This is a genomic window from Mesorhizobium hawassense, from assembly GCF_003289945.1.
Taxonomy (GTDB): Bacteria; Pseudomonadota; Alphaproteobacteria; order Rhizobiales; family Rhizobiaceae; genus Mesorhizobium; species Mesorhizobium hawassense.
Window position 1 is genome coordinate 24,260 of sequence record NZ_QMBP01000028.1, and the last position, 22,953, is coordinate 47,212.

General features: G+C 63.5%; 20 protein-coding genes. 5 read left to right on the top strand and 15 right to left on the bottom strand.

Annotated elements, in window-relative coordinates; genetic code table 11:
• Nucleotides 1-243 precede the first annotated feature (243 nt).
• Nucleotides 244-1,143, top strand: a complete 900-nt coding sequence (locus tag DPM33_RS33090; protein ID WP_112101567.1) for a DMT family transporter — start codon at nucleotides 244-246, stop codon at nucleotides 1,141-1,143.
• A gap of 87 nt (nucleotides 1,144-1,230) precedes the next feature.
• On the opposite strand, the gene serA is transcribed toward DPM33_RS33090, so the two are convergent.
• The 5 genes from serA to glmM form a co-directional block, all read right to left on the bottom strand.
• A complete protein-coding gene (gene serA / locus DPM33_RS33095; RefSeq protein ID WP_112101568.1) occupies nucleotides 1,231-2,832 on the bottom strand; it encodes a phosphoglycerate dehydrogenase in 1,602 nt (533 codons plus the stop codon).
• 64 nt (nucleotides 2,833-2,896) lie between these two features.
• Nucleotides 2,897-4,072 carry a phosphoserine transaminase gene (locus DPM33_RS33100; RefSeq protein ID WP_112101569.1) on the bottom strand — a complete coding sequence of 392 codons (1,176 nt, stop codon included), beginning with the start codon at nucleotides 4,070-4,072 and terminating at the stop codon, nucleotides 2,897-2,899.
• Nucleotides 4,073-4,265: 193 nt separating this feature from the next.
• Nucleotides 4,266-5,039 carry an outer membrane protein gene (locus DPM33_RS33105; protein ID WP_112101570.1) on the bottom strand — a complete coding sequence of 258 codons (774 nt, stop codon included), beginning with the start codon at nucleotides 5,037-5,039 and terminating at the stop codon, nucleotides 4,266-4,268.
• 205 nt (nucleotides 5,040-5,244) lie between these two features.
• On the bottom strand, nucleotides 5,245-6,102 hold the full coding sequence (locus DPM33_RS33110; protein ID WP_112101571.1) for an outer membrane protein: 858 nt from the start codon (nucleotides 6,100-6,102) through the stop codon (nucleotides 5,245-5,247).
• 219 nt (nucleotides 6,103-6,321) lie between these two features.
• On the bottom strand, nucleotides 6,322-7,674 hold the full coding sequence (gene glmM, locus DPM33_RS33115; protein ID WP_112101572.1) for a phosphoglucosamine mutase: 1,353 nt from the start codon (nucleotides 7,672-7,674) through the stop codon (nucleotides 6,322-6,324).
• Between the two features lie 366 nt (nucleotides 7,675-8,040).
• Between glmM and DPM33_RS33120 the strand changes: the two genes are divergently transcribed.
• Together DPM33_RS33120 and DPM33_RS33125 are read left to right on the top strand one after the other, a co-directional pair.
• Complete coding sequence (locus tag DPM33_RS33120) at nucleotides 8,041-8,916, top strand: hypothetical protein (RefSeq protein WP_112101573.1); 876 nt, start codon at nucleotides 8,041-8,043, stop codon at nucleotides 8,914-8,916.
• A gap of 174 nt (nucleotides 8,917-9,090) precedes the next feature.
• Nucleotides 9,091-9,615 carry a hypothetical protein gene (locus DPM33_RS33125; protein WP_425373607.1) on the top strand — a complete coding sequence of 175 codons (525 nt, stop codon included), beginning with the start codon at nucleotides 9,091-9,093 and terminating at the stop codon, nucleotides 9,613-9,615.
• Nucleotides 9,616-9,815: 200 nt separating this feature from the next.
• Here DPM33_RS33125 and ftsH read toward each other — a convergent pair whose 3' ends face one another.
• From ftsH to ybgC, 9 genes are all read right to left on the bottom strand, one after another.
• On the bottom strand, nucleotides 9,816-11,750 hold the full coding sequence (ftsH, locus tag DPM33_RS33130; RefSeq protein WP_112101575.1) for an ATP-dependent zinc metalloprotease FtsH: 1,935 nt from the start codon (nucleotides 11,748-11,750) through the stop codon (nucleotides 9,816-9,818).
• A gap of 104 nt (nucleotides 11,751-11,854) precedes the next feature.
• Entirely contained in the window at nucleotides 11,855-13,231 is a 1,377-nt protein-coding gene (tilS, locus tag DPM33_RS33135) for a tRNA lysidine(34) synthetase TilS (RefSeq protein WP_112101576.1), read from the bottom strand.
• Nucleotides 13,225-14,388, bottom strand: coding sequence for a tol-pal system protein YbgF (gene ybgF, locus DPM33_RS33140; protein WP_112101577.1), 1,164 nt, complete (start codon nucleotides 14,386-14,388; stop codon nucleotides 13,225-13,227). The genes tilS and ybgF overlap by 7 nt, the downstream gene beginning before the upstream one ends.
• 217 nt (nucleotides 14,389-14,605) lie before the next feature.
• Complete coding sequence (gene pal, locus DPM33_RS33145) at nucleotides 14,606-15,112, bottom strand: peptidoglycan-associated lipoprotein Pal (protein ID WP_112101578.1); 507 nt, start codon at nucleotides 15,110-15,112, stop codon at nucleotides 14,606-14,608.
• Nucleotides 15,113-15,345: 233 nt separating this feature from the next.
• Nucleotides 15,346-16,632: a Tol-Pal system beta propeller repeat protein TolB gene (gene tolB, locus DPM33_RS33150; protein WP_245442610.1), complete on the bottom strand. Its 1,287-nt coding sequence runs from the start codon at nucleotides 16,630-16,632 to the stop codon at nucleotides 15,346-15,348.
• 66 nt (nucleotides 16,633-16,698) lie between these two features.
• Nucleotides 16,699-17,853 (bottom strand): TonB family protein, encoded by a 1,155-nt coding sequence (locus DPM33_RS33155; protein WP_112101580.1) that lies wholly within the window; start codon nucleotides 17,851-17,853, stop codon nucleotides 16,699-16,701.
• A 7-nt stretch (nucleotides 17,854-17,860) separates the two neighbouring features.
• Nucleotides 17,861-18,322: a protein TolR gene (gene tolR / locus DPM33_RS33160; RefSeq protein ID WP_425373608.1), complete on the bottom strand. Its 462-nt coding sequence runs from the start codon at nucleotides 18,320-18,322 to the stop codon at nucleotides 17,861-17,863.
• Nucleotides 18,323-18,331: 9 nt separating this feature from the next.
• A complete protein-coding gene (gene tolQ / locus DPM33_RS33165; protein ID WP_112101582.1) occupies nucleotides 18,332-19,042 on the bottom strand; it encodes a protein TolQ in 711 nt (236 codons plus the stop codon).
• Nucleotides 19,043-19,341: 299 nt separating this feature from the next.
• Entirely contained in the window at nucleotides 19,342-19,815 is a 474-nt protein-coding gene (gene ybgC, locus DPM33_RS33170; RefSeq protein ID WP_112101583.1) for a tol-pal system-associated acyl-CoA thioesterase, read from the bottom strand.
• 52 nt (nucleotides 19,816-19,867) lie between these two features.
• Here ybgC and DPM33_RS33175 point away from each other — a divergent pair, with 52 nt between their 5' ends.
• Complete coding sequence (locus DPM33_RS33175; RefSeq protein ID WP_112101584.1) at nucleotides 19,868-21,121, top strand: glycoside hydrolase family 5 protein; 1,254 nt, start codon at nucleotides 19,868-19,870, stop codon at nucleotides 21,119-21,121.
• Between the two features lie 147 nt (nucleotides 21,122-21,268).
• Nucleotides 21,269-21,958, top strand: coding sequence for a glutathione S-transferase family protein (locus DPM33_RS33180; RefSeq protein WP_112101585.1), 690 nt, complete (start codon nucleotides 21,269-21,271; stop codon nucleotides 21,956-21,958).
• A gap of 8 nt (nucleotides 21,959-21,966) precedes the next feature.
• On the opposite strand, the gene DPM33_RS33185 is transcribed toward DPM33_RS33180, so the two are convergent.
• A complete protein-coding gene (locus DPM33_RS33185) occupies nucleotides 21,967-22,869 on the bottom strand; it encodes a metallophosphoesterase (protein WP_112101586.1) in 903 nt (300 codons plus the stop codon).
• Nucleotides 22,870-22,953: the final 84 nt, after the last annotated feature.

Genomic DNA, 22,953 nt, shown 5'->3' on the forward strand with positions numbered 1-22,953 from the left:
CTTTCTTTGCTACCGAAACCCCGGAGGATGATCCGAACCGGAGGACCGCGTAAACGAGAGGCGGGAGCCGGTTCTCGCATGAAGATCATGCCCTGCCGAAAGAGCTGGATCGGGATGACCATCCAACGAACGCCATCCTGATCCAGGTACAACAAGTTCCGGCTTTCGCATCATTTACTTGCCGCCGCTGCCGCACTACCCCGGACACCCATCCTTGATCGCCCTCCCCGCGCCGGATCTCCGATGCATCGAGCCGCCTATCTGTTTCTTACGTCGACCATGCTCTTATGGGGCGGCAATTCGGTGGCGGGCAAGCTCGCCGTCGGCCATGTCTCGCCGATGACGCTGGTGTTCCTGCGCTGGGTGATGGCGGTGCTGATCCTGCTGCCCGTCGGCTGGCGAGCGTTGCGCGAGGATTGGCCTGAAGTGCGCGGGCACTGGCGGTTGATCGCCGGCCTCGGCGCCTGCGGCTTCACCATCTTCAACGTCATCTTCTACACGGCGCTCAACTACACGACCGCCATCAACGTCTCGATCGAACAGGCCGCCATGCCGATCGTCATCATCCTTGCCAATTTTTTGCTGTTCAGGCTGCGCGTGCAGCCTCTGCAGATCGTCGGCGTCGTGCTCACCATCGTCGGTGTCGCGCTGACCGCGAGCCATGGCGAGCTTGGCCAGTTGCTGAAGCTCAACCTCAACTTCGGCGACGCCATCATGCTCGTCGCGGTGCTTTGCTACAGTCTCTATTCGGTTGGGCTGCGCCTCAAGCCGGCGATCCGCTGGCAAAGCCTGATGCTGGCGCTGTCGATCGCCGCGCTGCTGATCTCCGTGCCCTTCTTCCTCTGGGAAGCCGCATCCGGCCGCGTCATCGTGCCGGACGCGCGCGGATGGGCGCTCACGCTCTACACGGCGCTTGGCGCCTCTGTCGTCTCGCAGGTTCTCTACATCAAGGGCAACGAGCTGATCGGCGCCAACCGTGCCGGCCTGTTCATCAACCTCGTGCCGATCTTCGGCACGCTGCTTTCGGTGCTGATCGTCGGCGAACAGTTTCAGCCCTATCAGGCCCTCGCGCTCGCGCTGGTGCTCGGCGGCATCGCGCTCGCCGAATACAGCGGCAGCAAAGCAGCGCTGCAGATGCAGTGATGGCCCCGCGCTGCCCGTGTATTCTTGAGTTGAACGAATTCGCTCCGCCTGCGGGTGCAGGCGGAGCGTATTTTTGTGTCGGGCTATTCACTCGGCGCCGACGTCGAAATGCAGCGGCTTGGCCGAGTCGATCGATTGGTGCGCCCGCAGCTGATCCAGCACCTTTTCCGGGAACGGCGCGTCGAGATAGAGCAGCGCGATCGCGTCGCCGCCCGGCCGGTTGCGGCCGAGCTGGAAGTTGGCGATGTTGACGCCATTCTCGCCGCACACCGTGCCGAGCAGGCCGATGATGCCGGGCGCGTCGGCATTGGTCGTGTAGAGCATGTGCTGGCCGACCTCGGCATCGAGATTGATGCCCTTGATCTGGATGAAGCGCGGCTTGCCGTCGGAGAAGCAGGTGCCGGCTATCGAGCGCGTCATGTGCTCGGTCTTCACGGTGAGCTTGATATAGCCGTCGAACACGCCGGACTTGTCCCGCTTGACCTCGGCCACGATGATGCCGCGCTCCTTCACCATGATCGGCGCCGACACCATGTTGACGTCCGAGACCTGCGGCCGGATCAGGCCGGCAAGGGTGGCGCTGATCAGCGCGCGGGTGTTCATCGTCGCGGTCGAGCCGTCGAACAGGATCTCCACCTCCTTGATCGGATCCTCGGTCACCTGGCCGACGAAGGCGCCGAGCACTTCCGCGAGCTTGACGAAGGGCTTCAGCCGCGGCGCCTCCTCGGCGGTGATCGAGGGCATGTTGATGGCATTGGAGACGGCGCCCTTGATCAGGTAGTCCGACATCTGCTCGGCCACCTGTAGCGCGACATTCTCCTGCGCCTCGGTGGTAGAGGCACCGAGATGCGGCGTGGCCACGACATTCTCCATGCCGAACAGCTGGTTCTGCTCGGCCGGTTCGACCTCGAACACGTCGACGCCGGCGCCCCCTACCTTGCCGCTCTTCAGCGCCGCGACGAGATCGGCCTCGACGACCAGGCCGCCGCGCGCGCAATTGATGATGCGCACACCGTCCTTCATCTTGGCGATCGCGGCCGCGTCGATGATGTTGCGCGTCTTGTCGGTCAACGGCGTGTGCAACGTGATGAAGTCGGCACGGGCGAAGAGTTCGTCGAGGTCGACCTTCTGGACGCCGAGCTCCTCGGCGCGGCTGTCCGAGAGGAACGGGTCGAAGGCGATCACATGCATCTTCAGGCCGACGCCGCGCGTGGCGACGATCGAGCCGATATTGCCGCAGCCGATAACGCCCAGCGTCTTGCTGGTAATCTCGACACCCATGAAGCGGTTCTTTTCCCACTTGCCTGCATGGGTCGAGGCATTGGCTTCCGGTATCTGCCGCGCCAGCGCGAAGATCATCGCCACCGCATGCTCGGCCGTGGTGATCGAATTGCCGAAGGGCGTGTTCATCACGATGATACCCCTGCGGCTGGCGGCCGGGATATCGACGTTGTCGACGCCGATACCGGCGCGGCCGACGACCTTGAGCTTGCCGGCGGCGTTGATCAGCTTCTCGGTGACCTTGGTCGCCGAGCGGATGGCGAGGCCATCATACTGGCCGATCACCTCGAGCAGCTTTTCCTTGTCCTTGCCGAGATCGGGCAAGTAGTCGACGTCGATGCCGCGATCCTTGAATATCTGCACGGCCGTGGTGGAAAGTTTATCCGAAACGAGAACGCGGGGCGCCATGGCGGCCTCCTTGAGGGGATTGGATTTGTCGGGAAATGGTGGCGGCCAGAGGCCGCCACGGATTTCAGGCCGCTGCCTTGAGCGACGCCTTCTGCGCGGCGAAGGCCCAGTCGAGCCAGGGCAGCAACGCTTCGAGATCGGCGGTCTCGACGGTGGCGCCGCACCAGATGCGCAGGCCGGGCGGCGCATCGCGATAGGAGCCGATGTCATAGGCGACACCTTCCTTGTCGAGCGCCGACACCATCCCCTTGGCGAAAGCCGCCTGCCCGTCGGCATCGAGCGCCGCAACGTCCGGATCGGTGAAGGAGAGACAGACCGAGGTGTTCGAGCGGGTCGCCGGATCGACGGCGAGGTGGCCGAGCCACGCCGACTTGTCGGCGAACCGGTCGAGCACCGCGGCATTGGCGTCCGCGCGAGCAATGAGCGTCTCGAGCCCACCGATCGACTTCGCCCAGAGCAGCGCATCGATATAATCCTCGACGCACAGCATCGACGGCGTGTTGATGGTCTCGCCCTTGAAGATGCCCTCGATCAGCTTGCCGCCCGAAGTCAGGCGGAAGATTTTCGGCAACGGCCAGGCTGGCTTGTAGGTTTCCAGCCGCTCGACGGCGCGCGGGCTGAGGATCAACATGCCGTGCGCACCCTCGCCGCCCAGCGCCTTCTGCCAGGAGAAGGTGACGACATCGAGTTTTTCGAAATCGAGCCGCTGCGCGAAAGCCGCCGAGGTGGCGTCGCAGATGGTGAGGCCCTTGCGGTTCGTAGGAATGAACTCGCCATTGGCGACGCGCACGCCCGAGGTCGTGCCGTTCCAGGTGAAGACGACGTCGCGGTCGAAATCGATCTTGGCGAGGTCCGGCAACTCGCCGTAGCCGGCCTCGAACTTGCGCACATCGGCGAGCTTGAGCTGCTTGACGACGTCGGTCACCCAACCGGCGCCGAAGCTTTCCCAGGCCACAATGTCGACGCCGCGCTCGCCAAGCAGCGACCATAGCGCCATCTCGACCGCGCCGGTGTCGGAAGCCGGCACGATGCCGATGCGGTAATCCGCCGGCACGTTGAGGACCTCGCGCGTCAGCGCGATCGCCTGCTCGAGCTTGGTCTTGCCGATTTTGGCCCGATGGGAGCGTCCGAGCGCGGCGGCTTTCAGCGCCTCGACCGACCAGCCGGGGCGTTTCGCGCAGGGACCTGAGGAGAAATTGGGGTTTGCCGGACGGAGTCCGGGCTTGGTAGCTGTCGTCATCGTGGTCTATCCTTCCAGATAGTGGCCCCTCGTTGGGGAGGGGTGGCCCACGGACGGCGATATGCGCTTAGGCCTTCGGCGTCAAGAGCAAAGTTTTTGTCGCTGTCAGGATATTCCCTTGCTCAGCGGCTCGATCCGAAGTGAAACGGCGGACCCATTGGATCCGCCGCTGACATTTCCCGGTCTGCTTCGCTTACCAGAGGTCGTAGCGCAAGCCGAGCTTGACCTGGTGGTTGCTGATGCCTTTGTGGACAGGAAACGAGTTCAGGCTCGCGGCGGTGATGTATTCCGCGTCGGGCGCGGAAAAATACTGATAGCCGAGGTCGATCAGCACGTTCTTCGAGACCTGATAGGCAAGACCGGCATTCAACGTGTAGGCGAGGGAATATTTCGTCTTGGAGTTATGCTCTTCGAAGTCGTCGGAAGGGTCCCCGTTGTTGGTGAAATAGCTCGCCGAAAGATCGTATTTGCTGCGCACGATGCCGACGCCCGCGCCGATATAGGGCGTGACGCCCACATAGGTGCCGAGATCGACATAGCCATTGAGTATGGCCGAGATCGCATTGTTCTTGAGGTTGCCGGATGCCACGGTCTCCGTCGCCGGCGGTATGACCAAGCCAGTATCGTCGTAACTGAAGCTCTCCTTGTTGCCCGGCAGATAGCCTAGGTTGAGATCGGCGCGCAGGTAATCATTGAAGTGATAGCCGAAGCCGATGCTGGCAAAGTATGGATCTTCGCTCTCGCTGTGGCTCGCGGGCGTGAAGCTGAAATCCTGGTCCTTGAAGGTCTTTTGCGCCAGGTAGGAAACATCGCCGCGCAGATACCAGCCCGAGCCGATTTCGACCGGCTGGTAGTCCGGTGCCTGGTCGACATAGATCGGCGGATCGTAGTCGGCCGCGAGCGCCGGCGTCATCGGCAATAGGATGGCTGCGGCAAGCGCTGACGCGATACGCGATCTGGATATCATGGTCCCCGGCTCCCGAGATTGGCGCCAGCCGCGAATGCGAGCGCCGTTTCAAGGTGCCATTGTTAACCATAGTGGTTAAGTGCGGGTTAAGGATAATGCTCCGTTACCGAATTGATTTTGATCGTATTTTACGGATGGCGCAGAAAGCGAAAGCCGCCCGGCTGATGCCGGGCGGCTGACGAATTCAAGGATATACTGGAAGCGATTACTTGGTGTAGATCGGTTCCGGTTCCGGCACGTAGGGCTCCGGTGGCGGAGCGCAGTCGGACTGGCCGCCGAACTGGTAGCGGAGACCGCCGCGCACTTCATGCACGTTGATGCCACGATCGTAGCCGGGGCCGACGTTGCTGTCCGAAGCGTATTCGAACATCTTGCCGCCATTGATATGGCTGTAGCGGTAGCCGACATCCAGCTTGACGCGGTCAGTCAGGCAGTAGGACGCGCCGGCCATGAGCGCATAGGCGAAGCGCCAGCCCTTGCCGCCCTGATGGAAGAAGTCGCCGTCGGCGTCGCTGTTGTGAAGCGTGTCCCACTTGACCCAGGCGCCGCCGATACCGGCGCCGACATAGGGCGTGATGCCATGCCAGGTGCCGATGTCGACATAGGCGTTGGCCAGCAGCAGCAGCGCGGAGTAGGACGAGGTGTCACTCGATACGCAAGGCGTGTTGGGAGCGGGCGTGTTGCAGAAGCCGCTGGTCGAGCCGTGGAAGTTCGAGCTGAACAGATAGTCGCCCGTCAAATCCGTGCGGAAGTGGTCGTCGATCTGGTAACCGATACCGGCACCGGCGGAGAAGGCGCCCTTCAGGCTGCCGGTGGCGAAGCTGCCCTGGATCTGCGGCGGTGTTGCGCTATAGGTCGTATAGTCGCCGCCGCCGAAGCGCGACCAATGATAGTCGATATCGCCGCGGATGTACCAGCCGCCGACGTTGACGGGCTGCGCTTCGACGATTGGCGGCGGTGCCTGCTCGACGGGCTGCGGTTCCGCGAGGTCGGCGGCGAGAGCCGGTCCGGCTACCCCCGCGAACAGCGCGGCAAACATTGCCATTCTTGCTGCCTTGAACATTCTGTCACCCCTGAGAAGCCTCGGGACGACATCGCCCGAAGTTGATTGACCTCGGGTTTGGATAATGAATTGCAAAGGTTAAAAGCCGTTTAACCGTACCGATTAACCACGAATCTATACAATTTTAGATGGAATCCCGTTGTCCGCAGGACGCGACCGTCAACGAAAAAGCCCGCCTGGCGGCGGGCTCGTCAATTTTGGGGGGCCACCGCGGCTGGCTCAGGCCGCGCTGCGGGTTTCCTGGAGGATGCCGACGATGTCGTTGACGACCGCCTCGACCAGCTGCGGATCGTCGCCCTCGGCCATGACGCGGATCAGCGGCTCGGTGCCGGAGGGCCGGATGACGAGGCGGCCGGACTTGCCGAGCCGGTTGCGTCCTTCCTCGATCGCCGCCTTGACCGGTGCTTCGTCCAGCGGCTTGCCGCCGGAGATGCGGACATTCTTCAGGAGTTGCGGCACCGGCTCGAACTTCTTCGACAGCTCGCTGACCGGGCGGTTCTGCCGCTTGATGCAGGCCAGCACCTGCAGCGCCGAGACCAGGCCGTCGCCGGTGGTGGAGAAATCGGAAAGCACGATATGGCCGGACTGCTCGCCGCCGACATTCAAGCCATGCGCGCGCATGTGCTCCACGACATAGCGGTCGCCGACCTTGGTGCGGTGCAACTGCAGCTGCATGTCGCCGAGAAACCGCTCCAGGCCGAGATTGGACATCACGGTGGAGACGACGCCTCCCCCGGCCAGCCGTCCGCTCTGGTGCCAAGATTCGGCGATCAGCGCCATGATCTGGTCGCCATCGACGATCGCGCCGTTCTCGTCGACGATGACGACGCGATCGGCGTCGCCGTCGAGTGCGATGCCGATGTCGGCGCGCACCTCGTGCACCTTCTTCTGCAGGCCGGCCGGGTGCGTCGAGCCGCATTCCTTGTTGATGTTGAAGCCGTTCGGCTCGACGTTGATGGCAATGACCTCGGCGCCCAGTTCCCAAAGGGCCGCGGGCGCCACCTTGTAAGCGGCGCCATTGGCGCAATCGACGACGATCCTGAGACCCGACAGCGACATCGAGCGCGGCAGCGTGCGCTTGGCGAATTCGATATAGCGGTCATGCACGCCGTCGACGCGCTTGGCGCGGCCGAGCCCGTCGGAATCGGCAAGCGCCAGCTCGATGTCCTTTTCGAGCATGCCCTCGATGCGCTCCTCGATCTCGTCGGAAAGCTTGTAGCCGTCGGGCCCGAACAGCTTGATACCATTGTCGTAATAAGGATTGTGCGAGGCCGAGATCATGACGCCGATGTCGGCACGCAGCGAGCGCACCAGCATGGCGACGGCCGGCGTCGGAATCGGGCCGAGCAGGAAGACGTCCATTCCGGCGGCGCACAGGCCCGCCACCATGGCGTTCTCGATCATATAGCCGGAAAGCCGCGTATCCTTGCCGAGCACGACGCGGTGACGATGGTTGCCGCGCTGAAAGGAGAGCCCGGCGGCCATGCCGACGCGCATCGCGACCTCGGCCGTCATCGGAAATTTGTTGGCGCGTCCGCGGATGCCGTCCGTGCCGAAATACTGACCTGCCATGTCCTTACAGTCCCCGTCGGTTTTCAGCCGCCCCTAGTGCCACGATTGGGCCGCATCCGATCATCAAATTTCGTGATTATATATTACCATTCCTTAGAAAAACATTGTCGCGGGCGGTGCAAGTGATTCGACAGCCTATCACCACCTTCGACCTGGCGGCGCTAAACCTGCCTGCGCCAGGCTTTTCGGCGCCTTATCCACCGGCAAAGCTTGGCTGCCAGCAAACCGCCAAGCAATTCATCACCTTATCGGGAGCAACACACTTTGTGAGGACATCCGCGCTGGAAGCATCTGGCGCAGCCGGAGATTGAGCGTTATTGATTTGGCATAGGGACACTTAATGGCGGCAGCAAGGGAGAAAACGCCATGCTTATTCATAGACTTGCAACATTGACGGGCCTCGCCGTCGCAGCCTTTTTCGTGGCGGCGCCCGCCAACGCGCTGACCATGGCCGAGTGCAGCACCAAGTATAACGCGGCCAAGGATGCGGGAACGCTCGCCGGCCAGACCTGGAACCAGTTCCGCAAGGCGCAGTGCGGCACCGATGCTTCCGCCGCGACCGACGCCAAGGCCGCAACCGATACGAAGGCGGCGACCGATACGAAGGCCGCTGACACCAAGCCCGCCAAGAAGACGAAGGCCGCCGCCGCTGCCGACGACACAGCCAAGGGCCTGAGCTCCAAGGAATGCAGCGCCAAGTACCAGGCTGCAAAGTCCGCCGGCACGCTGAACGGCATGAAGTGGAACGACTTCCGCAAGGCCGAGTGCGGCCCCGGCGCAACGGCCGCGGCTGCCGCCGCGCCCGCCACCGACACCAAGCCCGCCAAGACGACCAAGACGGCGACCGCGGCTGCCGACGGCGGCAAGGGCCTGACCATGGCCGAATGCAGCACCAAGTATCAGGCCGCGAAGACCGCCAACAAGCTGAACGGCATGAAGTGGAACGACTTCCGCAAGGCCGAATGCGGCGCCAATGCGGCCGACGACGACACCGTGCCGGCTCCGACGGAAGCCACCTACACCAGCGAACCGGCGAAGCCGTCCGTCGCCGCGCCGAAGGGTGTGAGCTTCCCGAAGGCGATCTCGCCGAAATTCGCCACCGAGACCCCTGCCAAGGGCCGCATGCACACCTGCCTCGAGCAGTACTATGCCAACAAGGATGCCAACACGCTGAACGGCCTGAAGTGGATCCAGAAGGGCGGCGGCTTCTACAGCCTCTGCAACGCCAAGCTGAAGAGCTGATCGCCTTAATTATTCGAAGAGGAAAGGCCCGCGCATCGCAATATGCGCGGGCCTTTTTGTTGCGCGCGAAAACGCCTGCGGCCTTGCTCGCATCTGCATAACGCGGGGCTGTCGGCATCATCGATTCGTTCACGCTGCCCACCGCCAGGCCTATGGTAGTCGCAAAGATTCCAGTTGAACATACCAGGAACAAACAGTATACAAAAAGACATCGAACTTACTATCAATCAGGAGGGTCTTATGTTCAGTTTGAAGTTGGCGGCGTTGACTGTGACGGCATTGGTCGCTTGGAACACCGCACCTGCAAGCGCACTGACGATGAAGGAATGCGGCGAGACCTATCGGGCAGCCAAGGAAGGCGGCACTCTGAACGGCATGGACTGGGCCGCTTTCCGCAAGGAGAAATGCGCGACGTCCGCCGCGGAGGGGGTCAGCGCGGATACGGTCAAAACCGCGGAGCAGCCGAAAAAGGAAACCAGCGCGGCGGTCGCCCCAACTGTAGCGCCGGCGGGCGTGACATTCCCGACCAATCTCGCCGCCGAGTTCAAGACCGAAAAGCCCGCGAAGGCCCGGATGAAGACCTGCCTGCAGGGTTACCACGACAACAAGGAGGCGGGTACGTTGAACGGCCTTCGCTGGATCCAGAAGGGCGGCGGTTACTACAGCCTCTGCAATGCGCGGCTGAAAGCTGAATCATAAAAATCGAATACGGCGGATAAAGCGGTTCACCGTTTTTCCCGCAGACGTTGAGCCATCATCCTCGGGCGTGTCCGAGGATCTGCTGTCGGGCGATGTCTGGGCGCCAGGACGAGGGAAACCTTGCCTTGTCTCCGATTCCCAAACAAAAACGCCGCGGACCAAGCCGCGGCGTTTCTCGATCAGTCTTTCGCGCACCAAGCTCAGCTTGACGGTTGCGGCTCCATGCCGCCTTCGGGCTCGGGGCCCTTCTTGCGGCGGCCACCGGTGCCGGCCTTCGGCACGGCCGAGCCACGGCTGGGCGGGGTATCGTCGCCGAGGTCGCGGGCAGGCTTCTGTCCGGCGATCAACTGCTTGATCTCGTCGCCGGACAGCGTCTCGTATTCGAGCAGTCCCTCGGCCAGCGCGATCCATTCCTTCTTCTTTTTGGTCAGGATGGCCTTGGCGGTCGAATATGCGTCGTCGATCAGCCGCCGCACTTCGGCGTCGATGATCTGCGCCGTCTCTTCCGAGATATTTTGCGTGCGCGCCACCGAATGTCCGAGGAAGACCTCTTCCTGGTTGTCGCCATAGGCGACATGGCCCAGCTTGTCGGAGAAGCCCCAGCGCGTGACCATGGCGCGCGCCAGCTTGGTCGCCTGCTCGATGTCGGAGGAGGCGCCGGAGGTGATGTTCTCCTTGCCGAACTTGAACTCCTCGGCGACGCGGCCACCCATCATGATCGCAAGCCGCGAGATCATGTATTTGTAGCTCATCGAATAGCGGTCGCCCTCCGGCAGTTGCATGACCATGCCGAGCGCACGGCCCCGCGGGATGATGGTCGCCTTGTGCAGCGGATCGGCCGACGGCACGTTGAGCGCCAGGATGGCGTGGCCGGCCTCGTGATAGGCGGTGAGTTCCTTCTCGGCCTGGGTCATCGCCGACGAACGGCGCTCGGCGCCCATCATGATCTTGTCCTTGGCGTCCTCGAACTCGGCCATGGTGACGAGCCGCTTGTTGCGTCGCGCCGCCATCAGCGCGGATTCGTTGACCAGGTTCATCAGGTCCGCGCCGGAGAAGCCCGGCGTGCCGCGAGCGACCACCTTGAGGTCGACATTGGGGGCCAGCGGCACGTTGCGCACATGCACCTTGAGGATCTTCTCGCGGCCGACGATGTCGGGGTTCGGAACCACGACCTGACGGTCGAAACGGCCGGGCCTCAGCAGCGCCGGGTCGAGCACATCGGGGCGGTTGGTGGCGGCGATCAGGATGATGCTCTCGTTGGACTCGAAACCGTCCATCTCGACCAGCAACTGGTTCAGCGTCTGCTCGCGCTCGTCATTGCCGCCGCCGAGACCGGCGCCACGATGGCGGCCGACGGCGTCGATTTCGTCGATGAAGATGATGCAGGGCGCGTTCTTCTTGGCCTGGTCGAACATGTCGCGCACGCGGCTTGCGCCTACGCCGACGAACATTTCGACGAAGTCCGAACCGGAAATGGTGAAGAACGGCACGTTGGCCTCGCCGGCGACCGAGCGCGCCAGCAGCGTCTTGCCGGTGCCGGGCGGGCCGACCAGCAGTACGCCGCGCGGGATCTTGCCGCCGAGGCGCTGGAACTTCTGCGGATCGCGCAGGAATTCGACGATCTCCTCGAGGTCTTCCTTTGCCTCGTCGACGCCGGCGACATCCTGGAAGGTGACGCGGCCATGCGCCTCCGTCAGAAGCTTGGCCTTCGACTTGCCGAATCCCATGGCGCGGCCGGAGCCGGATTGCATCTGGCGCATGAAGAATATCCACACGCCGAGGATCAGGATCATCGGCAGCCACGAGATCAGATAGCCGAACAGCGAATTGGAACCGTCGGTCTCAGGCTTGGCGGTGATGGTGACGTTCTTGTCCTGCAGCCTGGACACCAGCGACGGGTCGCCCGGCGAATAGGTCTGGAAGCCGTTGGCGTTGTCCGTGTAGTTGCCGAAGATGCGGGCACCTGCGATCGTCACGCTCTTGACCCGGCCGGACGCGACATCCTGCAGGAACTGCGAATAGGCGATATCGGTCGTGGCGCCGCGCGTCTGCGGCGTCTGGAACAGGTTGAACAGGGCTATGAGCAGGACCGCTATGATCGCCCAAAGCGCAAGGTTGCGATAATTCGGATTCATCTATTGTCCCGTTGGCGTCCGCGCGCGGACCCGCGATGATGGATTAGCTTGGGCCTAACATAGGGAGAGCGCCTCCCCTTGCCAAGCAGAACAGCACGTATCGGTTAAGCTTTCGCCCACCCTCGGCCACCATCATGGCCGAGGAATGGCGGCGCCACGGGCGGCGGCGCGCCGACAAGCACCCCGACGGCGGTGGCGGGCTCGAGGTCGAAGCACGGCAGGAAGCGCGCGAAAGGGGTCACGACCGGAGCAATGGAGACCGGTTGCGGGTCGGCTTTGCCGCCAGCAAAATCAAGGCGTTCGACGCCGGACTCCAGCGAAGGCTCCGCGGCAAGCGCCGCGCGTGAAAGGCTTGCTGGAACAGCATCGCTCAACGGCGCTTGCCTGGCGGCGGCGGGCCCCAGCGGCGCGATCACCAAGCCGCCCAGCCTGTCGTTCAAAGTGATGCGTCTCCGATTGTCCCAAAACTCGTTGGTTGCCGGAGGGGCGGGAGCGGGCAGGTTGCGGTTCTCGCGGTGAAGGAAAATGCCGGTTCGGCGCGCGTCGACCGCCGTCCGCGACAATGTGGCGCGAAGCGAAGCCGACCGCAGACGGGAAAGCAGCGCGGCGCAGCGCGCCTCGTCAGGGAGAAACGACACGCCGCCGACGGTCGCCAGCAGGATGCGCAGCGCGTAGATGGCCGCTTTCCCATCGTCATGCGCAGCAAAATCGCGATCGAGGCGGATGAGGCCCGGAACCGACCTGCTGGCAAAGGCTTCGATCAGCACGGCGGCTCGATGGCCGAGGTCCTCGCGTTCGAGCGCTGCTTGCCCAGCCCTTGCCAGCGCTTCCGCGATGCGCTGCTCGCCATCGGGCAGCGCCAACGTCGCGCGCAGGCGCGGCCGCTCGAAGCGCGTATCGACATTGGTCGGATCCTCGATCCAGCCGATGTCGCGGCCGCGCAGCATTTCGCGCAATGCGGCGCGCCGGGCGCCGAGCAGCGGCCTGACGATCCATGTCCGCCAGTCGTAAAGCGTGGCTGGCGCCATGCCGGCGAGACCGCGACCGTCATCGTCGCGCGCCAGCCGCATCAGCACCGTCTCCGCCTGGTCGTCGGCGGTGTGACCGGTCAGGATCAGCTTGATGCTTTCCGCTTCCGCCGCAGCGGCAAGCAGGTTGTAGCGCGCCGCGCGCGCCGCGGCCGCCAGCCCGGTCAGAGGTTTGTCGCCGCTCCAGGTGAGAATGCGATGCTCAATGCCGCGCTCGGCGCAGAAATTGGCGACCAGCCGCGCCTCGGCGGCAGAGCCCGGCCGCAAGCCATGATCGACCGTCACCGCGAGCAGTCTGGCGGCCGATGCAGTCCGGTCGAGATGATCTTTGAGAAGGAGGAGAAGGGCGGTCGAGTCGCTGCCGCCGGACACGGCCGCAACAGCGCCGGTCGAAAAGTCTAGGTCACGGAAAAGGCAGTCTGGAAGGTCGGATTTGGTATCGGGCGTCAGCACGCCGCCAGCGCCTTTTCCTGTTTGATGCGCTCCTTGAGCGTGCTGGAGACATCGGGATAGCGCTTGCCGATTTCGTTGAAGGTGGCGCAGGCGACGTCGTTCTGCTTCAGGCCGACCAGCGAAACGCCGAGCTTGAGCAGCATGTCGGGGGCCTTCTTGGCCTTCGGATAATCCTTGCTGGCGGCAAGGAAGACCTCGGCTGCGTCGCGGTATTTCTGCTGCCCGAGCAGCGACTCGCCGAGCCAGTAATGCGCGTCCGACGCCTTGGCGTCCTTGGGGAAGCGGGAGATATGGTCGCGAAAACCTTGTTCGGCGGTCGGATAATCGCCCGACAGGATGAACTGGTAGGAGTTGCGGTAGAGCTCGTCGGGATTATTGGTCGACGGCAGCGCCGCTACTTCGGTGCCGCCGGCCTTGTTCCTCTTGGCCGGTGTCTCGGCGGAAGGAGCGCTTGCCATGGGGGCTTGCGCCGGCGCGCTGGCCTGCGGACCGGTCTCGGCATTCACGACATTGCCGTTCTTGTCGACGGTGATGGTGCCGAAATCCTTCGGCGGCGCGCCGGTGATCAGCTTGCCGGGATCGCCGGTCTGCGATTCCACGATGACGTCGCCGACGCTCTTGCCGGCGCCGTCCTGAGTGCCGGCGTCGGCCGGCACCTGCGTCGCCGGGGCCCGGGCGACGCTGTTGTCGGTTCCGGCGTCGCCGGTACCGGATTGACCGGTGCCGGCATCGCCGAGATTCGTGTTGCCGTCATTGGCATTCCCGCCTTGGGGGGCGGCTTCGGATTTCTTCTGCCCGGCAGGCTTGGCGCCGCCCTGCGAGCCGCCCTCGAGCTGCTGGAAACGGAATTCGTTGTCTTCCTGCTGCTTGCGGATCTGTTCCTGCATCTGCAGGATCTGGAAATTCATCTCCTCGATCTTGCCGTTCAGCTGGCGAAGCTGGTCTTCCAGACCGGTCACGCCGCCGCTGCTGTCCTGCTGCGCGACCTGCGCTTGTTCAGGCTTCTTCTTGTCGCCGAAGATGCCGAGCGTCGGCAGATGGAAGGTGAAGCCGCCGCCGGAAGCCTGCCCGGCGCTGTCGGCCGGCGCGGCTAGGCTTGGGAGGCTTGATACGAGCAGCAGCGCAAGCGTGCCGCTCAGGACCGTTCTAAAATGCATTCTGTCTCTCGCGGTGGGTGTTGGCCTGATGCGCCTTTCCAAATCGGAACAGGGGGAGGAAGCGCCCTCGCGCTCATAGCAGGGCGCGAGACTTCGGCCAAATTTTGTTTCGGGGTGTTGCAAATGAAAAAGGCGGCCCTGAGGCCGCCTTTCATTTCGGGGATGTTGTATTTTTGTCGCCCGCGGTTCGCCGGACCGACGTCGCGGCGATGAGGACTTAGGAACCGGCGCCCGACAGCGTGGTGACGGCGCGGCGGTTCTGCGACCAGCACGAGATGTCGTCGCAGACGGCGACCGGACGTTCCTTGCCGTACGAGATCGTCTTCAGGCGATTGGCGGCAACGCCCTTGGACACCAGGAAGTCGCGGGTGGCGGCGGCGCGGCGGGCGCCCAGCGCCAGATTGTACTCGCGCGTGCCGCGCTCGTCGGCGTGGCCTTCGATGACGATCGCATACTGGCGGTACTGGTTCAGCCACTGCGCCTGGCGTCCCAGCGTGGTCTGCGCATCGGCGCGGATCGACGAGGAATCGGTATCGAAGAAGATGCGGTCGCCGATGTTGACGGTGAAGTCCTGCGCGGAACCCGGGGTAGCGGCGCCGGCACCGTTGAGGCCGAGATCGGCCGCGTTGTTCGGAGTCTTCTTCGAGGCGCAGCCGGTGATGGCAAGCGCTGCCACCAGGGCGATCATGGCCGGGTTTCGGGTAAGTGCTGCGATACGGCCCATGCCGCCTCTCCTTCGCATTCGAGTGATTTCGTTGATCACCCAGTAACCACGTTTGGGTTAACCGGCATTCAAGAAACACGGTTAATTTTTGGTTTCGAGCCGCCGTCCTCGGCCGTTTTTGCCGGGCTCACATTGCGCGCGGACCGTAGGCGGAAATGCGGCCAAAACGCGACCGGGTTGTGAAAAGAGGCCGAAAAGGCCTCGTTTTCTGCGGGTTCCAGACAAATGCGACACTATTCCAACAGGGGCGACCAGGCCGGGTCCGAGGCGTAGTTCGCGGTCGGGATCGGTTGCTCGTTGCGGCCGGTGAGGTCGACCGAGACCAGCTTCGGTCCGCCGCCGGAATCGCGGAAGAACATCAGCACGCGGCCGTTCGGCGCCCAGGTCGGGCCTTCCTGCTGGAAGCCGGAGGACAGGATGCGCTCGCCCGAACCGTCAGTCTTCATGACGCCGATCTGGAACTCGCCGCCGCTCTGCTTGGTGAAGGCGATCAGATCGCCGCGCGGCGACCATACCGGCGTCGAATAGACACCGTCGCCGAAGGAGATGCGGTGCGGGTTCGAGCCGTCGCCGCCCATGACGTAGATCTGCGAGCGGCCGCTGCCGCCGCCACGGTCGGAGGTGAAGACGACCTGCGAGCCGTCGGGCGAATAGGAAGGCGAGGTGTCGATCGCGGTCGAATCGGTGAGCCGCGTGGTCGAGCGGCTTCTCAGGTCCATGGCGAAGATGTTGGAGTTTCCATCATCGCGCAGCAGGCTCATGATCACCTTCTGGCCATCGGGCGAAAAGCGCGGCGCGAACGTCATGCCGGGGAAATTGCCGACCAGCTCACGCTGTCCGGTTTCGATCTGGAGCAGATATACCTTCGGCTGTCCGCTCTCATAGGACATATAAGTGATTTCCTGCCGGTTCGGCGAAAAACGCGGCGTCAGAACGATGGCGCGGCCGTCGGACAGGTAGCGCACATTGGCGCCGTCCTGGTCCATGATGGCGAGCCGCTTCTTGCGCGCGTTCTTGGCGCCGGATTCGTCGACGAAGACGACGCGCGTGTCGAAATAACCCTTCTCGCCGGTGATCTTCTCATAGATCGCATCGGCGATGATGTGCGCGACACGGCGTTGATTGGCGTCGTTGGCGAAAAACTGCTCGCCGGCCAGTTGCTGGTTGCCGAAGATATCCCACAGCCGGTACTGCGCACGGATGCGGCCATCCGCCTCCTTGCCCACGCTGCCGGTCACCAGCGCCTGCGCGTTGATGACTTTCCAGTCTTCGTATCGGGGCGCGGCATCCGGATTTGTGATCTTTTCGACAAAGGCGGCCTTATCGATCGGCGCAAACAGTCCCGAGCGCTTCAGATCGGCTGTGACGATCTCGGATATCTGCGCTCCGAGCTCTCCCTGGAAGTCCGGGATGGCGATCGGCATCGGCTCGACATTGCCTTTGTTGACGTTGAGCTCGAGGGTTGCCCAAGCAGGCAAGCTGACCGCAGCATTCATGCCCATCGCCATTGCGGCGACCATCAGGAGCGGCTTGAGGATGAATTTCATGTCTTCTCGCTTCTCTTGCTGATTTCTTGGACGCTCGGGTTACAGACCAAGCATCGCTCTCGGGTCGAAGTTGACGCGAACGTCGGACCATATGTCCTGTTTTCCGGCGGGAACCTGCAGCCCGGCGACATCGCATTTCTGCACGGCGCGAACCGCGCTGGCGTCGAACTGGGGATTGCCGCTGGACTTCTCGACGGTCGGCCGGCCTTCCAGCTTGCCGGAGGCGTTGAGGTTGAAACGGATGACCACTGTGAAATCCTCGGAACCTTCGAGGCCGACCGGAAGGGTCCAGCAACCACCGAGTTGATCCTCCAACGCCCCCTGTTCCGACTTGGAGAGCTTCTGGCCTTGATCCTTTTCGCCGCCGAGCGATGACTGCTGGGTCGAGCGCTTGGCGCCGCCGCCGGACGGCTTCTGCTTATCGAGCAGGGCCGTTATCTCGTCGGCGTTGAACTGCTTCTCATCCGACTTCGGCTTGGAGGAAGCCTCCTTCACCGGCTTTTCGGCGTCCTTGCGATCCGGCGCCTTGGCGCTCTCCGCCTGAGCCGGCTGCGGCTTCGGCCGGGCTTCCGGCGCCGGTGCGGAGTCCGGCAGCTTGGCTTCCTCGGTCGGCTGCTGCTGATCGATCGCCTCGGCGACGGCGTCCGGCTTCACCTCTTCCTTCGGGATAGCGGCGGTCGTGTCCTTCGGCGGTGTCGGCGCCGGTTGCTTGGCCGGCGTCGGCTTGGGCTCCGTTTGCTTGACCGGCTCGGGCTTGACCTCTTCCTTCGGCGTCGGCGTCGGCGCGACTTCCGTCGCAGGCGTCGGCTTCGGCTTTTCCTGCGGCTTCGGCACGTCCTCGACCGCCGGCTTCTCCGTCGGCGTCGGCGCCGGTGGCGGCGCCGCGGTCTTCTCGACCGGCTTCGGCTTCGCCTCGTCCGTCACCGGCTTGTCTGTATCGGTGGTGTTTTCGCCGACTTTCTGGGCATTGGGAACGACATCCGGACGCTTTGTCGGAACAGGCGCCGGCTTGTCATGCATGACCGCTTTCTTCTCGCCTTGCAGTGTTTGCGCGACGGCTTCCATCGGCACGATATCGACGGCCACCGATTCCACGTCGCTGGCCGGCATGGTCGGCGGCGACGACAGTGTGAAAAGCCCGAAGGCCAGCGCCACCGTATGCAAGATCACCGATGAGGTGAGACCCGTGCGCATGTGGCGTCTATTGATCCTGTTCCTGCAGCGAGACCAGGCCGATATTCTTGTAGCCGGCCGCTGAAATGCGGGCCATGACCTTCATCGCCGTGCCGTAGTCGGTCGACTTGTCGCCGCGGATGAAGATGCGCTCGTCGTAACCGGTCTTCGAGATCGCCTGCAGCTTGGCGACCAGCTCCTCGATCGGAATCTCGGTCTCCTGCAGGAAAATCTTGCCCGTGGCGTCGATCGAAACGGTGATCGGCTGGGTGTCGACATTCATCGCCTTGGCCTGCGTATCCGGCAGGTCGATCGGCACGCCGACGGTCAGCAGCGGCGCCGCGACCATGAAGATGATCAAAAGCACCAGCATCACGTCGACCATCGGCGTAACGTTGATTTCCGACATCAGGGCATGGTGCCGGCCGCGACGCCTGTGGCCGCGTCCGCCTCGTCCCGATCCACTTGCCCCTGCGGCAGACATCCCCATGGTCGTTCCTCAGGCCTTCTGCGCTACTTTTTCATCGATTTGGCGCGAGAGTATGGCGGAGAACTCATCCGCGAACCCTTCCATGCGCATGCCGATCTTGTTCGCATCCGATGACAGCTTGTTGTAGGCGATGACGGCGGGGATGGCCGCGAGCAGGCCGATGGCGGTGGCCAGCAGCGCCTCGGCGATGCCCGGCGCGACAACCGACAGGCTGGTGTTCTTGGAAGCCGCGATGGCCTGGAACGACGTCATGATGCCGATGACGGTGCCGAACAGGCCGATGAAGGGCGCGGCCGAGCCGGTGGTGGCGAGGAAGCCGAGGCGTCCCTCCAGCTTCTCCATCTCGCGGGTCAGCGCCAGGTCCATCGCCTTGTCGATGCGGGTCTGCAGCGCCAGCGCCGATTTCGCGCCCTTTTCAAAGCTCTTCTTCCACTCGCGCATGGCGGCGACGAAGATCGCGCCCATGCCGGTGGTCTTGCGGTCGGCCAGCGTGCGGTAGAGATCCTCCAGCGACTGCCCCGACCAGAACACCTGCTCGAAGCGGTTGAGCGCCATCCGCATGCGGCCATAGGCGACGAGCTTGTCGATGATGATCGCCCAGGTCCAGATCGAGGCGCAGAGCAGGCCGATCATCACCAGCTTGACCACCCAGCCGGCCTGCATGAACAGGGCCCATATCGACAAGTGCGCTGCCGGATCGGCGAGTGCGACGTTTTCCATGACTTAAGTCCTTAAGATTTTCCGGGCATCGCTGGCGGCTGACCCATGGGGCATTCCTTTGGTCCGATCGCGCGAAGCTAGAAGCTTGCGGGACAAGCCCCGAATGCACCGTTCCGCGGCCTTTTCGAGGCAAATATTGGTGAAAGGAAGGCGCACGAATTGCGCCAATCTTCGCCAATTCCTTCATGAACCGTTATGGTTAAGGATGGGTTAGGACGGAAGGCGCGGCGCATTGCCGCGCTTGGCTGGCCAATCGATGGCCGGAGCCGTCTGGTCAATGGCTCCGAGTTTGTGCCGGCTCAGGCCTTGGCCTTCGGCATGAAAGCGGCGACCCACTCTTTCGGGAAGCGCTTTGGACGTCCGGTTTCGCCGATGATCGCCGCCTCGACCTTGGCCTCGACCAGCACGTCGCCGCCGCGTTTCAATTGCTGCCCCATGAAGATGCGGGCGCCGGAAATGTCATCGGTGCGCGTCTCGATGATCAGGATATCGTCCATGCGCGCCGGCGAACGGAAGTCGATCTCCATGCGCCGCACCACCCAGACGATGCGCTCACCATGCTTGCCGTCCAGAAGCTCGGTGTGATGGACGCCGGTCAGCCGCAGGTAGTCGGAGCGACCGCGCTCCAGGAACTCGAGATAGCGCGCATGGTAGACGACGCCGGAAAAATCGGTGTCGGCATAGTAGACCCTGGCCATCAGCCGGTGGCCGAAATCCGTCAGCGCTCCGGAAAGCCCGGCGCTGAGCGCCGCCGATTCACCATGATCGTCCATCGCGCTTTCCTTTTCTGGCCCGAGCAGGCAGGTGTTCTGGCGCGGGAACGGGATGGCACTGTTGGGCACGATGATCAAGACCTTGCTGGCGGCGCTGCTGGCGCTCGGCGCGCTGGCATTGCCGGCCGGGGCGGCGACGTTCTCGATGAAACGCGGCCTCAATCTCGACCAGTGGGTCACCTGGCCGACCGAGGACAAATGGGGCGAGCGCCAGGCGATCCTGCCCTATCCGGAATGGCGCAAATTCCTCAAGGAGGACGATCTCGAGGCGCTCAAGGATGCGGGCCTCGATTTCCTGCGCATGCCGGTCGATCCCGCGCCCTTTCTTTCGGACCGGACCGCGGCTCTTCGCGACGACCTCTATGCCAGCGTGCTGGACTCGGCGCGCATGATCAACCGCGCCGGCCTGAAGGTGGTCGTCGACCTGCATCTGATCCCCGCTGGCGGCAACCGCAAGATCGGCATGAGCGAGGTGGTGCACGACCCCGCCATCTTCGATGCCTATACCGAGCTGGTACGCAAGATGGCGCGGACGCTGGCCAAGGAAGACCCCGGCCAAGTTGCACTCGAATTGATGAACGAGCCGCTGGTCGATTGCGACGCCAATGGCACCAATCTTTGGCCCGATCGCCAGAAGCAATTGTTCGCGGCTGCGCGCGCCTCCGCCACCAGGCTTACGCTGGTGCTCACCGGCGGCTGCTATTCGAACGCGGAGTCGCTTGCCAAGATCGACCCCAAGGCGATCGCCGACGACAATGTCATCTGGACCTTCCACTCCTACGATCCATTCCTTCTGACGCATCAGGGCGCAAGCTGGGCCGGCGACTTCATCCCCTATGTCACCGGCCTGCCCTACCCGCTGACGGCCGTTCCGAAGGCGCAACTGGAGATGACGCTGGACACGATCCGCGACCGGATCAGGGCCGAGGCGCCCTGGGCGCGGCAGAGCGGTCTGCTCACCTATCTCGACGAGCTGGTGGCGACGATGGACAGTCCCGAAAAGCTGCTTGGCGTGATGGATCAACCGTTCAGGACGGTCGACGCCTGGGCGAAGGCCAATGGCGTCAGGCCGCAGGACATCACGCTTGGCGAATTCGGCATGATCCGCAAGGAATATGGCAACGGCTTCGTCATGCCGGCCGCATACCGCGCGGCCTATGTCCGCGACATGATCGCCCGCGCCGAGGCGCATGGCTTTTCCTGGTCGGTATGGAGCTATGGCGGCGCCTTCGGCATCGTCGATGCGTTCGACGGCGAGAAGGCGGAACCCGACGTGATGGATGCAATCCGCCATCTTCCGCGTTAAAGCATGTCTCCCGAAAGTGGGACCGGTTTCGGACAAAGACATGCTTGAAATCAAAACTTAAAGCAGGTCGCGTGAATCTTCTTCCACGCGACCTGCTTTAGTCACCAGCGATGCTATCAATTCCGCGCTGGCATCGGGGATGAGGCTATGCGCTCGCTGCTTTACACAACCGGATCACCCTTCGCGCGCGGCGTTCGCGTCGTGCTCGACGAAATCGGCCTCGACTATGAACGCCGGGAGGAAACGACGACGCCATCCGCCGCGTCTCGCGCCGAATGGACGCCGGCGCTTCAAGTTCCGACGCTGCGTGATGGCGACCTGACGCTGTGGGAAAGCGGGGTGATCGCCGAGTATCTGCTTACCACCTATCCGCAGCGCGCAGGGGATGATTCGGCGCTGGCGCCATCGATGTGGCGGGCGGGATCGGAATGGCAGGACCGGCTGCTCTTTGCCTCGATCCAGACGCTCGGCACCGCCGCGACGACGGTCAGCCAGATGCAATGGTCCGGGATCAGGCATCATGGCAATTCGCATCTGACACGCTGCGCCGAGCGCATCGCCCACCTGATGGCGTGGCTGGAAGGACGGATCGGCCGCGACGGCGAAGGATTTTTCGGCAGGGTCGTGTCGGTTCAGGACATTATTCTGACCTGCCACCTTCGCTTCATCGCCAACCGACCCCTGGACCTCGACATCCGGCTCGACGCGCACCCGAAGACTCGTGCGCTTGTCAACAAGATGGAAGAGCGCGCCAGCTTCCGAAACAATCCGGTGCTGTGGTGGGAGCCCGGCATCACCGGCTACGAAGCCGACGGCACTCCCATCCGCGCCAGTTGATGAGAGGTTCAGCCGAGATCGATCTGCAGGATCTCCGGCCGCACTCCGAAACGCACCGGAATGATGCTGAAGCCGAGCCCGCCTGATACGATCAGGTTGCGGTCGTTTTCCACGACATGCCCATAGGCGAAGCGGTTGCCGTAGTCCGAAGGCACCACCGGCGAATAGCCAAACAGCCGCACCTGTCCGCCATGCGTGTGCCCGGACAGCGTCAGCGAGACCCGCCAGGGCACCTTCGTGAAAATGTCTGGTTCATGCGCTAGTAGGATGATCGGCTCGCTGCCTGACACCTTGGCCAAGGTGCCGTCGAGGTCGTCGAAACCCTGGAAGCTGTCGCGTCCCTTGGCCTTGTTCGGCAGCAGCGCCAGCTGATCGGCAAGCCCGGCGATCCAGAAACCGTGCCCTTCCTTTTCCAGTCGCACGACGTCGTTTTCCAGCACCGGGATACCGACATGCTCGAGCGCCTTGCGCGACTGGGTCGGGCCGGCTTCGGCGCGCTGCGCAAAGAAATCGGTCCACCAGTCGTGATTGCCGAGGATCGAGAGCACGCCGAGCGGCGCCTTCAGCCCAGACAGCGCTTCGGCCCACTCAGCCACCTCCACCCGGCCCGTCACCAGCTTTGTCCCGGCGGTATAGTCGCCGAGCAGCACGACCAGGTCCGGCTGCAGCGCATTGGCCTCTTCGGCCAGCGAGGCGATGCGCTCCGGCGTCATCCAGGGACGGCAGGCATGGATGTCGGCCAGCGCCACGACGCGCAGCTTGAGCCCGGCCGGCCAGTGCGGCGGCGTCAGCGTATAGCGCTTCACATGGGTGAGCAGCATCGGTTCGATGCCGACGGCGTAGGCGCCGAGCGATACCATGGCGAAGGCTGAGCCGCCGACAAGGCGCAGGAAACCGCGTCTGGTGATCATAAGTCAGCCCAAGCCCTTGGCATTCCGTCCTACAAGTCTGCCTTAAAAGCCGCAATTGCGCCCTCAGCTAGGCCGAAGCACGCA

Excerpts from the sequence above, each read along its gene's own strand:
- DPM33_RS33155 (WP_112101580.1), bottom strand. The coding sequence starts at position 17,853 with ATGCGCACGGGTCTCACCTCATCGGTGATCTTGCATACGGTGGCGCTG.
- DPM33_RS33110 (WP_112101571.1), bottom strand. The coding sequence starts at position 6,102 with ATGTTCAAGGCAGCAAGAATGGCAATGTTTGCCGCGCTGTTCGCGGGG.
- ftsH (WP_112101575.1), bottom strand. The coding sequence starts at position 11,750 with ATGAATCCGAATTATCGCAACCTTGCGCTTTGGGCGATCATAGCGGTC.
- ybgC (WP_112101583.1), bottom strand. The coding sequence starts at position 19,815 with ATGGACGATCATGGTGAATCGGCGGCGCTCAGCGCCGGGCTTTCCGGA.
- pal (WP_112101578.1), bottom strand. The coding sequence starts at position 15,112 with ATGGGCCGTATCGCAGCACTTACCCGAAACCCGGCCATGATCGCCCTG.
- tolQ (WP_112101582.1), bottom strand. The coding sequence starts at position 19,042 with ATGGAAAACGTCGCACTCGCCGATCCGGCAGCGCACTTGTCGATATGG.
- DPM33_RS33180 (WP_112101585.1), top strand. The coding sequence starts at position 21,269 with ATGCGCTCGCTGCTTTACACAACCGGATCACCCTTCGCGCGCGGCGTT.
- tolB (WP_245442610.1), bottom strand. The coding sequence starts at position 16,632 with ATGGTCGCCGCAATGGCGATGGGCATGAATGCTGCGGTCAGCTTGCCT.
- DPM33_RS33090 (WP_112101567.1), top strand. The coding sequence starts at position 244 with ATGCATCGAGCCGCCTATCTGTTTCTTACGTCGACCATGCTCTTATGG.
- glmM (WP_112101572.1), bottom strand. The coding sequence starts at position 7,674 with ATGGCAGGTCAGTATTTCGGCACGGACGGCATCCGCGGACGCGCCAAC.
- serA (WP_112101568.1), bottom strand. The coding sequence starts at position 2,832 with ATGGCGCCCCGCGTTCTCGTTTCGGATAAACTTTCCACCACGGCCGTG.
- tolR (WP_425373608.1), bottom strand. The coding sequence starts at position 18,322 with ATGGGGATGTCTGCCGCAGGGGCAAGTGGATCGGGACGAGGCGGACGC.
- DPM33_RS33105 (WP_112101570.1), bottom strand. The coding sequence starts at position 5,039 with ATGATATCCAGATCGCGTATCGCGTCAGCGCTTGCCGCAGCCATCCTA.
- DPM33_RS33100 (WP_112101569.1), bottom strand. The coding sequence starts at position 4,072 with ATGACGACAGCTACCAAGCCCGGACTCCGTCCGGCAAACCCCAATTTC.
- DPM33_RS33175 (WP_112101584.1), top strand. The coding sequence starts at position 19,868 with ATGGCACTGTTGGGCACGATGATCAAGACCTTGCTGGCGGCGCTGCTG.
- DPM33_RS33185 (WP_112101586.1), bottom strand. The coding sequence starts at position 22,869 with ATGATCACCAGACGCGGTTTCCTGCGCCTTGTCGGCGGCTCAGCCTTC.
- DPM33_RS33120 (WP_112101573.1), top strand. The coding sequence starts at position 8,041 with ATGCTTATTCATAGACTTGCAACATTGACGGGCCTCGCCGTCGCAGCC.
- ybgF (WP_112101577.1), bottom strand. The coding sequence starts at position 14,388 with ATGCATTTTAGAACGGTCCTGAGCGGCACGCTTGCGCTGCTGCTCGTA.